The organism is Methylobacterium segetis (assembly GCF_004348265.1).
GTDB classification, from domain to species: Bacteria; Pseudomonadota; Alphaproteobacteria; order Rhizobiales; family Beijerinckiaceae; genus Methylobacterium; species Methylobacterium segetis.
Genome location: NZ_SMNT01000040.1, coordinates 21719 through 35173, shown reverse-complemented (window position 1 = coordinate 35173; position 13455 = coordinate 21719). Strand labels below are relative to the sequence as shown.

9 protein-coding genes are annotated in these 13455 nt (G+C 71.4%); 4 read left to right on the top strand and 5 right to left on the bottom strand.

The window, feature by feature from the left end; all coding sequences use genetic code 11:
- Window positions 1-54 precede the first annotated feature (54 nt).
- From E1J50_RS12270 to E1J50_RS12265, 3 genes are all read right to left on the bottom strand, one after another.
- On the bottom strand, window positions 55-1284 hold the full coding sequence (locus E1J50_RS12270) for an acyl-CoA dehydrogenase family protein (RefSeq protein WP_132253961.1): 1230 nt from the start codon (window positions 1282-1284) through the stop codon (window positions 55-57).
- Window positions 1285-1861: 577 nt separating this feature from the next.
- Complete coding sequence (locus E1J50_RS27270) at window positions 1862-2020, bottom strand: hypothetical protein (protein ID WP_165937844.1); 159 nt, start codon at window positions 2018-2020, stop codon at window positions 1862-1864.
- 26 nt (window positions 2021-2046) lie between these two features.
- The gene (locus E1J50_RS12265; RefSeq protein WP_245516551.1) at window positions 2047-2385 is read right to left on the bottom strand and encodes a VanZ family protein; all 339 of its coding nucleotides are present in this window, start codon (window positions 2383-2385) and stop codon (window positions 2047-2049) included.
- A gap of 563 nt (window positions 2386-2948) precedes the next feature.
- On the opposite strand from E1J50_RS12265, the gene E1J50_RS12260 reads away from it, so the two are divergent.
- Window positions 2949-3410, top strand: coding sequence for a low affinity iron permease family protein (locus E1J50_RS12260; protein ID WP_132253957.1), 462 nt, complete (start codon window positions 2949-2951; stop codon window positions 3408-3410).
- A 177-nt stretch (window positions 3411-3587) separates the two neighbouring features.
- On the opposite strand, the gene ligD is transcribed toward E1J50_RS12260, so the two are convergent.
- Entirely contained in the window at window positions 3588-5159 is a 1572-nt protein-coding gene (ligD, locus tag E1J50_RS12255; protein ID WP_132253955.1) for a non-homologous end-joining DNA ligase, read from the bottom strand.
- A 66-nt stretch (window positions 5160-5225) separates the two neighbouring features.
- Window positions 5226-6401, bottom strand: a complete 1176-nt coding sequence (locus E1J50_RS12250) for a zinc-binding metallopeptidase family protein (protein WP_132253953.1) — start codon at window positions 6399-6401, stop codon at window positions 5226-5228.
- Window positions 6402-6709: 308 nt separating this feature from the next.
- On the opposite strand from E1J50_RS12250, the gene E1J50_RS12245 reads away from it, so the two are divergent.
- From E1J50_RS12245 to E1J50_RS12235, 3 genes are read left to right on the top strand one after another with little or no spacing between them, the layout of a single operon-like run.
- Window positions 6710-9979, top strand: a complete 3270-nt coding sequence (locus tag E1J50_RS12245; protein WP_207919195.1) for a transglutaminase family protein — start codon at window positions 6710-6712, stop codon at window positions 9977-9979.
- Window positions 9976-12495, top strand: a complete 2520-nt coding sequence (locus E1J50_RS12240) for a circularly permuted type 2 ATP-grasp protein (protein WP_132253949.1) — start codon at window positions 9976-9978, stop codon at window positions 12493-12495. The genes E1J50_RS12245 and E1J50_RS12240 overlap by 4 nt, the downstream gene beginning before the upstream one ends.
- A complete protein-coding gene (locus E1J50_RS12235) occupies window positions 12492-13424 on the top strand; it encodes a transglutaminase family protein (protein ID WP_132253946.1) in 933 nt (310 codons plus the stop codon). Before E1J50_RS12240 ends, E1J50_RS12235 begins: the two co-directional genes overlap by 4 nt.
- Window positions 13425-13455 lie beyond the last annotated feature (31 nt).

The window sequence follows — 13455 nt, the reverse complement described above, 5'->3', positions numbered from 1 at the left end:
CGGATCGTCCCGCAGGATCTAGGAACGCGGGAGGTGCGCTGCGAGGCTCGCTCGTCAGGGCCGCGGCAGCATCCGGTCGCTGATGATGCGCCGCTGGATCTCGCTGGTGCCCTCGAAGATCGTGGTCAGCCGCGCGTCGCGCCAGTAGCGCTCGACGCGCCGCTCCGTGGTGTAGCCGTTGCCGCCGTGGAGCTGCATCGCCTGGTTCGTCACCCGCACCGCCATCTCGGTCGCGAGGAGCTTGACCATCGCCGACTCGCTCTCGGCGGGCTCGCCCTGGTCGAGGAGATGGGCGACCTGGCACCAGAAGGCACGGGCCTGCGCCACCTCCGCGGCCATATCGGCGAGCGCGAAGCGGAGCGCCTGGAAGTCGCCGATCGGGTGGCCGAACTGCTCGCGCTCCTGCAGGTAGGCCTGCGTGTCCTCCACGGCGGCGCGTGCGACGCCGACCGCACGGGCCGCGGTGTGGACGCGGGCGATGTTGAGGCCCCGCTGCACGGCCGCGAACCCGCCGGAATCGGCGTCCGCCCCCTCGTCCCCGTAGAGGCCGGTCAGCCGGTCGCTCTCGGGCACCCGCACGCCGTCGAGTTCGAGTTCGAAGGTGAGGAAACCGTGATAGCCGATCTTGTCGATGACGCGGCCCGTCACACCCTTCGGGAAGGTGCCGGGCTCCTTGACGACGAGGAACGGTTCGAGGCCTGCCGATCGCGGCTCGCCGGGCTCCGGGTCGCGGGTCCGCGCCAGCACCTCGATGAAGTCTGCCGCACGGGCGAAGCCGGCCCAGCGCTTCGTCCCGGTGAGCACCCATTCATCGCCCTCGCGGACGGCGCGGGTCTGCACGCCGGCAAGATCGGAGCCAGCGGTCGGCTCGGACAGCGAGATGCTGCCGATCCACGCGCCGCGAGCGGATTTCCGAAGCAGGTCGAGGCGCCGCGCGTCGTCGAGGGTCTGGGTGCCGAGGCCCTGGCCGCGGGCGAGGATGCTGCCCACCGACAGCCAGGCCCGGGCGAGTTCTTCCGAGACGAGGCAGTATTCGAAGACGCCGAGGCCGAGGCCGCCATGCTCGGCGGGTATCGTGATGCCGAACCAACCCCTCTCCGCCATCGCGTCGATGAGCGAGCGCGGCATCTCGGCCTTCTGCCGGTCGAGCTCGTCGGCCATGGGCAGGACCACGTCGTGGGCGAACGCGCGGGCTTCCTGTTGCAGGCGCAGCCGCGCCTCCGTCCGCCACGGCGAGAGGAGTTCCGGCGGGCGCGGCGCGTAACGATCGTCAGGCTTCGGCATGGGTGTCCCCCGGGTGCCTGCCGCTCCTCCGGCAGGGCGCCGGGTCTACTTAAGGCGTTCGGGGAGAACGGCCACGCTGTCAGGGCAGAAGGGCGTTGAGAAGCGGCGCCGTGACGAGACCCATCGCGAAGACGACGATGCACATGCGGCGGAACTGGAGATCGGTGACCATCGATGCTTCTCCTGCGGCTGCCCCGTCAGCCCGGAGCTGCCGTCAAGCCTGCGGCGCCTCTCGTAGCGTCGTGCGATTGCGCGGATGTTTCGTGCCACGGCCACGTTTATTTCGTCGTGACATGGCGCACACGGCGCAAGCCGTATCGGCCCGTCCGCCCGGATCCGCCGCGCAGAAGAAAATAAGCCGCGACGCCGATGCGAAAGGAGAATGTGTCCAGCCGGCGAGCTCTTCGCCGCCTGCCGTATCGATGGTGTGGAATGTTGTCTTCGTTCTGTGACGAGCGTCCGCTGACGAACGAGGTGGAAATTAGCGAAAGCGAATTTACTGCGCTGTCGAAATATTAGACTCTGGTGAAGATCGGGAGGCAGTCATGACTCATGATCCTCGCTGCTGGTTCGGTATTCACGCGTGGCAGCCCGCCGAATGGCCGCCGGAACTCGTCGAACGTCTCAGGGCGCGCGGCTGGAGCACCCAGACATCCTCGCGGTTCGAGCATTGCCCGCGCTGCGGCAGCAGCCGGACCATGCTGGCAGAGCCCGTGATGTCAGGCAGCCGGCCCATGGCGCAGGCGGGCTCCTGAGGCGCGCTCAGTTCCGCCCGTCCCGCGATGTCGAGGGACGGGGCCAGGAGGTCAGCGCCAGGGCCAAGAGCCCACCCAAGCCGCAGCCTGCAGCCTTCACCGCGAAGTCCGCGAGGCGGCCGTGGCGGCTCGGCTGCAGCATCTGCAGGATCTCGAGCAGGCCCGCCGCGGCGAGCGTGAAGACGAAGACCTGCCAGCGCCGACGCGGGTAACCGACCGCGAGAAGGAACCCGAGCAGCGCGAAGGCTCCGCACCGTTCGACGGAGACCGGTGCCCCCGAGATCGGGCGATATCCGATCGGCGCCACCGTCACGGCGACGAGGGCCGCGAGCAGGAGAACGCTCAAGACGCGCGCGACCGCGATCATCCTTGGCAATGCGACCGCTCCGGACGTGTGGAACGCAAGCGTCGAGGCCCTGAGGCCGCGCGCTCGGCGGGAGGGCGAAGTGTGAGCCGGCTCGCCGAGATGCGGTGTGCGAGGCCGCACAACGGCTTGGCCGTGCGCGCTTACAGGCGCCAACCGCTGTCAGGGGCCGGAGGCTTGTCAGCCGCGCCGATGCAGATACCCTGACGATCCTTCGCGTAAGACGGTGTCGTGATGACAGATAAAGACCGTGCGTTCCTTGCAGAAATCAAGACGAAAGCTTCACATCCCAGCCGCAACGACGTTCAGCGCTTACGAGAAATCTTGATTCGCATGCGATGGGACCAGATTTTCGAGGTGAAGGCTTCGCGCGGCCCCGCCGCCCTGCGAGCCTCCTGAGCGGACGCGCAGTCGCGGGCCTCGCGCGACGAGCCTCCTTCGCCGGGTGAGCGCCCGATGCGGCGGTCGGTCGTCGGTGAACCGTCGGGAGCCGCATTCCGTTAGAAGGCGGTAAGCGTCTCCGTGCGCGGCCCGAGACCAGTCCCATGACTCCCGGTAGACATTTCACCGAATTCGCGTCGCACGTGGCGCGCGGCGCGGGAAAACCGATCACCTTCGCCTTGAGCATCCTGGTGATCTTCGCCTGGGCGGTGACGGGTCCCCTGTTTCACTACTCGGATACATGGCAGCTCATCATCAATACGGGCACGACGATCGTGACCTTCCTGATGGTGTTCCTGATCCAGAACACCCAGAACCGCGATGGCGCCGCGATTCAGGCCAAGCTCGATGAGTTGATCCGGGTGAGCGCGGCCCAGAACCGCTACATCGGCATCGAGAGCCTGACCGAGGAGGAACTCGACGCCTTGCGCAGCCGCTGCGCGTCCCGTGCGACGACCGAGCCCTGCGAGACGGTCGAGGCGGCCCAGGCGGCCGAGCAGCGCGCCGATGCCAAGGCGCGGGACGCCGCGCGGCGCGCGGGGGGCATGCCGCATTACCCGGCCTGACTCCGCGCATGGCAGCCGGAAAGGCGTCGACCTCGCCCGGTCAAGAAAATGGCCGCTCCGAGGAGCGGCCCGAGTCTAGGGAGGAAACGCCCGTGGAGGGCCCGCCGGGGGCAACGCCGATGCCACCCGGCCCTCGAAAAACCTCGGGGATCGCGCGAGTGTTCCCGGCCCCGCGCCTCACCGCGCCCTCGTCCCGGAGGTGCCGCGCGGCAGCGTCTGCGGCGCGGCCGCCCAGCCCGCCAGATCCGGCAGCCCCCCGTCGAGCACGCGGCGCAGGGTGAAGGCCTGCGGCGAGCCGATGTCGGTGAGCGCTTCCCAGGACAACGGCATCGCGAGGCTCGCCGCGGGCTTGGCGCGCGTCGAGAACGGCATCACCGCCGTCGCGCCCCGCTCGTTGCGCAGGTAGTCGACGTAGATTCGGCCGGCGCGCTCCCCCTTCGCAACGTTCGCCGTGAACCGTGCGGGCTCCTCGCGCGCCAGAGCCTGGGCCACGGCCTCGGCATAGCCGCCGAGACGCGACCAGCCCGAGCGCTTGAGCGCCACGAGGGGCACGACGACGTGGATGCCCTTGCCTCCGGACAGCATTGGCCAGGCGGCGAGTCCGTCGGCGGCGAGGCGCTCACGGATCGTCCGGGCAGCCTCCACCACGGCAGAGAAGGGCAGAGCCGGATCCGGATCGAGGTCGAGGACGAGCCGATCCGGCGAGGCGACCGATCCCGCCCGCGAGCCCCAGCCGTGGAATTCAAGGACGCCCATCTGGACGAGACCGAGGAGGCCGGGCAGATCGTCCACCGCCACATGCTCCCGCACGGTGCCGGTGGCCTCCCGTAGCCGAACCCGGCGCACCGTTCCGGGCAGCCCGGCCCCCGCATGCTGCTGGACGAAGCAGCGCTCGCCGATGCCGCGGGGGCAGCGGATCAGCGTGAGGGGCCGCCCCCGGATCTCGGGCAGCATCAGCGCCGCGACGCGCTCGTAATAGGCAACGAGGTCGCGCTTCGAGACGTGCGCGTCCGGATAGGGTTCGCGATCGGGGCTCGTTATGCGCACGCCGTGGCGCAGGAGCACGCTCCCGGACGCCTCCCGGACTGCCCGTGGGGCTTTCGGGGCTTCACGCGTCGGAGGCTTTGCGCGGGAAGCCCTTGCCCGCGGTGCGGCTGTATCCGCCCGCCCCGCCGTCCCGGCGATCTCCTCCATCGTGCGGCCGCTCAGGACGCTCGCGGCATGCGCCTCGGTCAGGTCGAAATCCGTGCGGGCCTCCGCGTCGTCGAGCTTGCGCAGGAGCCAGTTCTCGCGGGCCTCCGCCGTGCCCCGCATCCGGATGAGCATCCAGTCCCCGCGCAGGCGCGCCCCATCGAGACGGAAGCGCAGGCGCCCGTCCCGCAGACCCGCCCGCGGGTCCCCCTCGGGCTGCCAACAGCCCCGGTCCCACAGCATCACGGTGCCGCCCCCGTACTGGCCCGCCGGGATCGTGCCCTCGAAATCGGCGTAGGAGACGGGGTGGTCCTCCGTGCGGACGGCGAGGCGTTTCTCTGCAGGATCGAGGCTCGGGCCGCGCGTCACGGCCCAGCTCAGCAGGACGCCGTCGAGTTCCAGCCGGAAATCGTAGTGGAGGCGGCGGGCCGCGTGCTTCTGCACGAGGAAGCGGTGGCCCTCGCCCGCTGCGCGTCGGCCCGGCGGCTCCGCGGTTTGGGCGAAATCGCGCTTCGCGTTGTAGGCGGACAGGGCGGGGTCTGAGGATAGGCTCGACATGGGCGGCGACGGGGCAAGCGGCTCGACGGGCCGAAAAGGGGGGCGCTCTTCAACGCCCGAGCCGCCTCACACGTTCGGCGCCGCGACCGGGTTGCGAAGTCCTGCGATCACCGCCTTCAGGATGTCGGCGCCGGCCGCCTCGCCGGGCAGCGCCGGATCCTGCCACCGCACGGCGTAGATCCGCTCGTGGATGAAGGCGAGCTTCGCGATCACGGCGGGCGTCAGCTTGAAGGGGTAGAGGGACGCCTGCCCCATGCTGCGGCTCAGCGAGTTCACCGCGTAGGTGAGCGGCAGCCACGCCTCGATCAGCCGGCCGAGGTCCGGCGTGCGGTGCGGGTCGAAGTCGATCACCACGGGCTCCGCCGGCCCGGCGCGCAGGCGTGGGCGCACATGCAGTTCGAAGGTCGAGGCGGTCTCGATCGTGTCGACCATGTGGAGGTAGTGCGCCCAGGTCTCGGCGAAATCCTCCCACGGGTGGCTCGTCGCGTAGGCCGAGACGTAGGATTCCTCCCAATCCGCCGGGGCGCCGTTGGCATAGTGGCGCTGAAGCGCCGCGCCGTAATCCTGGCTCTCGTCCCCGAACAGGGACCGGAAGGTCCACAGGCTCGGATCGTCGCGCACGAGCACGTTCCAGAAATAGTGACCGACCTCGTGGCGGAAGTGGCCGAGCAGCGTCCGGTAATACTCGCCGAACAGGAGGCGCCGCCGCTCCCGCTCGACGTCGTCGGCCTCGGCGATGTTGAGCGTGATCAGCCCCTCGAGGTGGCCGGTGAGGATCGGCGGCCCGATCAGGAAGGTCTCGGCGGGATCGACCAGGAAGTCGAAGGCAAGGCCGGCCGGGTCCTCGGCGCGGGTCGGCAGCGGCAGTTCGAGGCGCAGCAGCGAGTAGAACAGCCGGTGCTTGGCGGCCTCGATCTGGCGCCAGCGCGCCACGTTCCAGGGCACCGTGAGGTCGGGCACCACCCGGTTGTGGCGGCAGGCGGTGCAGTAGATCTCGGGAGAATCCTCGGCCACGAGCCAGTTGCAGGCCCCGTAGGCTGCGTTCGCGCAGAACCGGACCTTGCGGGCCGGGTGGGCGTAGGCATGGAAGGTCTGCATGCCGTAGGCCGACGGCTCGGACGGCTCCAGCGCAGAGACCTCGTGCACCTCGCAGACGTAGCCGAGCCGGCGCTCGCAACTCTCGCAGGCCGTGCTCTCGAAGGAGACCGGCTGGTCGCAGGCTTGGCACTGAAAGATCTTCATGACGCAATCCGGGAGCCTGCAGCGAGCGCGGGCCGCCCTATCGAGCGACAAGGCGGCTCCCCCGTCAAAGGTCCCCGGCCGCCGGTGCGCCCTTGCTCCCGGCCCGTTACCCCGGCAAGGAGCGGATTGCGGCGAGGGTGCTCGGCTGCACGGAACTTGCTTGATGGTCCCGGCCTCGGCCCGCCGCTGGCACGGGACCGGCCCGGCGGGTCCGCCCGTGCTATCCTCGCGGGATGCATCCCGGCGGGATCCAGTCCCGTCAGGCTCAAGGCCGACCCGAAGCCATCGTCCCGAAGACCGGAGTGCCCGTGTCGATCAAAGCCGCCCTGCACCACGTCACCCATTACCGCTACGACCGGCCGATCGCCCTCGGGCCGCAGGTGGTGCGCCTGCGTCCGGCGCCGCACACGCGAACCAAGATCCCGTCCTACGCCCTGAAGGTGACGCCGGCGAACCACTTCGTGAACTGGCAGCAGGACCCGAACGGCAACTGGCTTGCCCGGCTCGTCTTCCCGGAGAAGACCACCGAGTTGAAGATCGAGGTCGATCTGACGGCCGACCTCTCGGTGATCAATCCGTTCGACTTCTTCCTGGAGGAGTACGCCCAGGCTTGGCCCTTCTCCTACCCCGAAGAGCTCGCCACCGAGCTCGCGCCCTATCTCCAGCCCGAAGATGCGGACGGCCCGGAGATCGAGGCGCTCCTGAAGCGGCTGCCCAAGGAGAACGCGACCGTCTCGTTCCTCGTCGCCCTGAACGATCTCGTGCGCTCGGAGGTCGTGTACGGCGTGCGCATGGAACCGGGCGTGCAGAGGCCGGCCGAGACGCTGACGCTCAAGAGGGGGTCCTGCCGGGATTCGGCCTGGCTCCTCGTTCAGGTCCTGCGCCGGATCGGTCTCGCTGCCCGCTTCGTCTCCGGCTACCTGATCCAGCTCGTGCCGGACACGACGGCGGTGGACGGGCCGGAGGGCACCAAGACCGACTTCACGGATCTCCATGCCTGGGCCGAGGTCTACCTGCCGGGCGCCGGCTGGGTCGGGCTCGATGCCACCTCGGGCCTCCTCTGTGGCGAGGGCCACATCCCGCTCGCCGCCACGCCGCATTACAGCTCCGCCGCTCCGATCTCGGGGCTCGCGGAGCCTGCCGGCGTCGAGTTCGGCTTCGAGATGACGGTGACGCGCGTGGCCGAGGCGCCGCGCATCACCAAGCCCTTCTCGGACGCGGTCTGGGCCGCGATGGACCGGCTCGGCGACCGGATCGACGCGGACCTCTCCGCGCAGGATGTGCGCCTGACCATGGGCGGCGAGCCGACCTTCGTCTCGATCGATGATTTCGAGAGCCCGGAATGGAACGCCGCCGCCGTCGGCCCGACGAAGCGGGCGCTCGCCGACAAGCTGATCCGGCGCCTGCGCGCCCGCTTCGCGCCGGGCGGCATGCTCCATTACGGCCAGGGCAAGTGGTACCCCGGCGAGAGCCTGCCCCGCTGGGCCTTCGCCCTCTACTGGCGGCGGGACGGGGAGCCGGTCTGGCGCGACGATGCCCTGATCGCCGCCGAGGACGGCCCGCGAGATGCGAAGGGGCCGCAGGCGAAGGCCCTCATCGATGCGGTCGCCCGACGGCTCGAACTGCCCGATTACGTGATCCCGGCCTATGAGGACCCGACCTACTGGTCCGAGCGGGAAGCGGAATTGCCCGCGAACGTCACGGCCGACCAGCCGAAGCTGCCGAACGCCGAGGACGAGGCCCGCATGCGCCGCGTGTTCGAGCGGGGTCTCGGCGAACCGGCGGGCTACGTGCTGCCGCTGGCGAGCCTGCCGACCGGCAAGGACGGCGGGGCGGACAGGCTCTGGATCTCGGAAACCTGGGACTTCCGCCGGGGCCAAGCCTTCCTGACGCCCGGCGATTCGCCCCTCGGCTTCCGCCTGCCGCTGGGCTCGCTGCCCCACGTGCCGCCCGAGCACTACCCCTACTACCAGCCCCAGGACCCGCTGGAGCCGCGCGGCAACCTGCCCGCCGGCCATCCGGGCAGCGCGACCCGGAACGGCGCCGGCATCACGGGCGTCGCCGTGCGCACGGCGCTCGCCGTCGAGCCGCGGGGCGGCATCCTGCACGTCTTCATGCCGCCCGTGCAGCGGGCCGACGAGTACCTCGAACTCCTCGCCCTGCTCGAAGCGGCCGCGGCCGAGATTGGCCAGCCGGTCCATATCGAGGGCTACGAGCCGCCCTACGATCCGCGCCTCAACGTCATCAAGGTCACGCCCGACCCCGGCGTGATCGAGGTCAACGTGCACCCGGCCGCGACCTGGCGCGAGGCCGTGCGCATCACGACCGACCTCTACACGGATGCCCGCGAGACCCGCCTCGGCGCCCAGAAGTTCATGATCGACGGGCGCCACACCGGCACCGGCGGCGGCAACCACGTGGTGATGGGCGCCGCGAGCCCGGATGATTCTCCCTTCCTGCGCCGGCCGGATCTCCTCAAGAGCCTCGTCCTCTACTGGCAGCGCCACCCGTCCCTGTCCTACCTGTTCTCGGGCCTCTACATCGGTCCGACGAGCCAGGCGCCGCGCATGGACGAGGCCCGCCACGACGGCCTCTACGAGCTGGAGATCGCCCTCGCGCAGGTGCCCGCACCGGACGACCCGAACATCCCCCGCTGGCTCGTCGACCGGATCTTCCGCAACATCCTCGTCGACGTCACCGGCAACACCCACCGGGCCGAGATCTGCATCGACAAGCTCTACTCGCCGGACGGGCCGACCGGCCGCCTCGGCCTCCTCGAGTTCCGCGGCTTCGAGATGCCGCCGGACCCACGCATGAGCCTCGCCCAGCAGCTCCTGCTGCGGGCGCTCGTGGCGTGGCTGTGGCGCGAGCCGCAGGAGGGCGGCTGTGTCCGCTGGGGCACGGCGCTCCACGATCGCTTCATGCTGCCGCATTTCCTCTGGGCGGACTTCCTCGGCGTGCTGGAGGACCTTGGCCGGGCCGGCTACGAGTTCGACCCGACGGCCTTCGAGGCGCAGCGCGAGTTCCGCTTCCCCGTCTTCGGCCGGGTCGAGCACGGTGGCGTCACGATGGAGCTGCGGCAGGCGCTGGAGCCCTGGCACGTGCTGGGCGAGGAGGGGGCGATCGGTGGCACGGTGCGCTACGTCGACAGCTCGGTCGAGCGCCTGCAGGTCAAGGTCAACGGCTTCGTGCCGGGCCGCCATGTCATCGCCTGCAACGGGCGGCGCCTGCCCATGACCGGCACCGGTACGGCGGGCGAGGCGGTGGCCGGCCTGCGCTTCAAGGCGTGGCAGCCAGCCTCGTCGATGCACCCGACGATCGCACCCCACGCGCCGCTGACCCTCGACGTCCTCGACGCCTGGAGCGGTCGCTCGCTGGGCGGCTGCCGCTACCACGTCGCGCATCCGGGCGGGCGCAACTACGAGACCTACCCGGTCAACACCTACGAGGCGGAGGGGCGGCGCCTCGCCCGCTTCCAGGCCCAGGGCCACACGCCGGGCGGGGTCGCGATGCCGCGCGAGGAGGCGAACCCCGAATTCCCCCTGACGCTCGACCTGCGCGTGCCGGCGCCCCGATGAGCCCGGCCGGGCCAGCGGACGGGGAGGGCGTGTCCGAGCGGCTCGCCCGCTGGACCGGCGCCTATCGTCCGCAAGCCGGACTTCCCGACGAGGTCCTCGGGCCGGATGGGCACCCCCGCGGCGCCTGGACCCGGCTCCTCGAACGGCTCGGGCGCTTGGCCGAACACGAGATCATGGCCCGCTTCGTCTCGGCGGAGCGGCACATCCGGGACGCCGGCATCTCCTACCGGATCTACGGCGACCAGCGCGAGCATGCCTGGCCCCTCGGCTCCCTGCCGCTCGTGATCGAGGCGGCCGAATGGCGGGCCCTGAGCGCGGGGCTCGTCCAGCGGGCCGAGCTGATGGAGGCGATCCTCGCCGACGTGTACGGGCCGGGCCGGCTCGTGGCGGAGGGCCTGCTGCCGGCCGCGGTGGTGGCGAGCAGCCCCGAGTTCCTGCGCCCGCTCCACGGCGTGGCGCCCCCCGGCGGGCGCTACCTGAAGCTCTACGCCGCCGATATCGGGCGCGGCCCCGACGGGCGCTGGCGGGTGCTCGCCGACCGTACCCAGGCTCCCTCCGGCCTCGGCTACGCCCTGGAGAACCGGATGGTGCTGACCCGCGCCTTCCCCGATCTCTACCAGGACCTCCACGTCGAGCGATTGCCCGCCTTCTTCCAGGCCTTCCGGCAGGCGCTCGCGGCCGGCGCCGAACGGGCCGAGCCACGCATCTGCCTGCTGACCTCCGGCCCCTTCTCCTCGACCTACGTCGAGCAGGCGGCGCTCGCCCGCTATCTCGGCCTGATGCTCGTCGAGGGCGACGATCTCGTGATGCAGGACGGCTGCCTTCACGTGCGCACCGTCTCCGGGCTCAAGCGCGCCGACGTGCTCTGGCGGCGCATCGACGCCGACTATCTCGACCCGCTCGAACTGAACCCGGTCTCCCGCCTCGGCATCCCGGGCGTGCTCGACGCGCTGCGCAACGGCAGCCTCGTGATGGGCAACATGCCGGGCTCCGGCATGGTCGAGTCGGGCGCGCTCGCCGCCTACCTCCCCGGGATCGCCCGGGCGCTGCTCGGCCAGGAACTCCAGCTCGACAGCCCGCGCACGTGGTGGTGCGGCGATCCGGACGGGCTCGCCCATGTCCGAGACCATCTCGACGACCTGACCCTTCGGCCCGCCGCCACCCCGACCCGCGGGGCGGGGCGCGACGCGATCCTCGCTCCCTCCACGATCGCGGCCGAGCGCGCGCGGGTGCTGGAGGCCCTGCGCGACCGGCCCTTCGACTATGTGGGGCAGGAACCCGCCCCCCTCTCGACCATGCCGGGCTGGGAGCGCGCGGACAGGGGCCTGCGCTTCGTGCCGCGGCCCTTCGCGCTGCGCGTCTTCGCGGCGGCGACGCCCGAGGGCTGGCGCGTCTTGCCCGGCGGCTTCTGCCGCCTCTCGGAGCGGCCCGACGTCGACCCGACCGAGATGCGGCTCGGGATCCGCGCCGCCGACGTCTGGGTCCTGTCGGACCGCCCCGTCGACGCGCCGACGCTGTCCATGCAGGGCGCCCCCCGGGTGCGGCGCATCGCCGGCCATCTGCCGTCGCGCGCGGCCGACGGCCTGTTCTGGTTCGGCCGCTACGCCGAGCGCGCCGAGGCGGTGACCCGCCTCGTCCTTGCCCACCTCGTCAGCGTCGGCGAGGCCGTCGTCACCGACATCACGGGCAGCGTCCGCGCTCCCGCCGCCCTGCGCCTGCGCGCGATCCTGGCCGAGTGGGGCGCGGTGAGCGCCCCCGACCTGCCGACCGCCGCGCTCGCGCAGGAGGCGCTGATCGGGCGCGAGATCCACGGCTCGGCCCGGGCCCATGTCGCGCGGGCGCGCCGCAACGCCGCGACCCTGCGCACCCGCCTCTCCGGCGAGGCGTGGCGGGTCCTCGCCGACCTCACCGACCTCCTCGCCCTCGACGAGGGCCGCGACTTCGCCGAGGCGCAACTCCTCGGCCGGGCCGAGCGGGCGCTGAGCCACATCGCCGCGCTCTCGGGCCTGACCCAGGAGAACATGAGCCGCGCCGCGGGCTGGCACTTCGTGGATCTCGGGCGCCGGATCGAGCGGGCGATCAACACCTGCTCCTTCGCGATGAGCTTCGCGGGCGACGAGGCGAGCGCGGACGATCTCGGGGTGATGCTCGCCCTGTGCGACTCGCAAGTGACCTACGGGGCGCGCTACATGCAGGGCGTGGCCCTCGAGCCGGTGCGCGACATGGTGCTCCTCGACCCCTTCAACCCGCGCTCGGTCGCCTTCCAAGTGGAGGCGATCCTGCGCCACCTCGACGATCTGCCGGCGCTGTCGGCCGACGGCATCCCGGAGCCGCACCGGCGGCTCGCCGCGCGGATCCGCGCCGAGTTCGCGGGCTGCGAGGCGGCCGATCTCGACGGCGTGGCCATGGCCCGGCTCGAGAGCGAACTGGAACGCTTGGCCGACGCGGTCGCGGGGCGCTACTTCCCGAACGGGCCTCAGGGCCTGCGCCCGGAGAAGCTCGCGGGGCTCGCGTGATCTACACGCTGCGCCATCTCACCGCCTACCGCTACCGCAGACCGGTCCGCTTCGCCCGCTGCTCGCTGCGCCTGCGCCCGCAGGACGGGGAGGGGCAGACCGTGCTGGAGAGCGCGGTGGCGATCACCCCGGAGCCGCGCGGCCGCACCCTGCGCCGGGACTATTTCGGCAGCGAGACGGTCTCGTTCATCCTCGACGCGCCCCATACCGAGTTCAGGGTCGAGGCGTTCTCCCGCGTGCGGGTGGAGCGGCCGCCCCTGCCGGAGCCGGAATCCGGCCCCTCCTGGGAGACGGTCCGCGCGGCAGCCCTCGCCGAGCCGAGCCTCGGGCCCGACGCTCCGGCCCACTTCCTGTTCCCGAGCGCACGGGTGCCGCTGGTCTCCGCGGTGACGGACTATGCCCGGGCGAGCTTCCCGCCGGGGCGCAGCGCCTATGGCGGCGCCGTCGAGCTGATGCACCGGATCGGAGGCGATTTCCGCTTCGATTCCAAGGCCACCACGGTCGCGACGCCGCTCGCCGAATCCTTCGCCCTGCGGGCCGGCGTCTGCCAGGACTTCGCCCATATCATGATCGCCGCCTTGCGCGGCCTCGGCCTGCCGGCCGCCTATGTCGGCGGGTACCTGCGCACGACGCCCCCGCCCGGGCGGCCGCGCCTGCGCGGGGCGGATGCGAGCCACGCCTGGGTCGCGCTCTGGTGCGGCGGCCGATGGCACGGCCTCGACCCGACCAATGGCGTCGGCGTGCGCGATCACCATATCGTCGTCGCGCGCGGTCGCGACTACGGCGACGTCTCGCCCATCGACGGCGTCGTCTCGGCCTCCGGCTCGCAGAAGCTCAAGGTCGAGGTCGACGTGGTGCCCGAGGACGAGCCGATGCCGCAGGAGGCGGCGGACACTGGTCACGAGGCGCGGGAAGCCTTCGTCGCCTGATTGCGCCCGCATTCGGCCGCCATTCAGGTGC

Bases quoted from the DNA above. Each gene is read 5' to 3' on its own strand.
- E1J50_RS12270 (WP_132253961.1), bottom strand. From the start codon at position 1,284: ATGCCGAAGCCTGACGATCGTTACGCGCCGCGCCCGCCGGAACTCCTC.
- E1J50_RS27270 (WP_165937844.1), bottom strand. From the start codon at position 2,020: ATGGGCCGGCTGCCTGACATCACGGGCTCTGCCAGCATGGTCCGGCTG.
- E1J50_RS12260 (WP_132253957.1), top strand. From the start codon at position 2,949: ATGACTCCCGGTAGACATTTCACCGAATTCGCGTCGCACGTGGCGCGC.
- ligD (WP_132253955.1), bottom strand. From the start codon at position 5,159: ATGTCGAGCCTATCCTCAGACCCCGCCCTGTCCGCCTACAACGCGAAG.
- E1J50_RS12250 (WP_132253953.1), bottom strand. From the start codon at position 6,401: ATGAAGATCTTTCAGTGCCAAGCCTGCGACCAGCCGGTCTCCTTCGAG.
- E1J50_RS12240 (WP_132253949.1), top strand. From the start codon at position 9,976: ATGAGCCCGGCCGGGCCAGCGGACGGGGAGGGCGTGTCCGAGCGGCTC.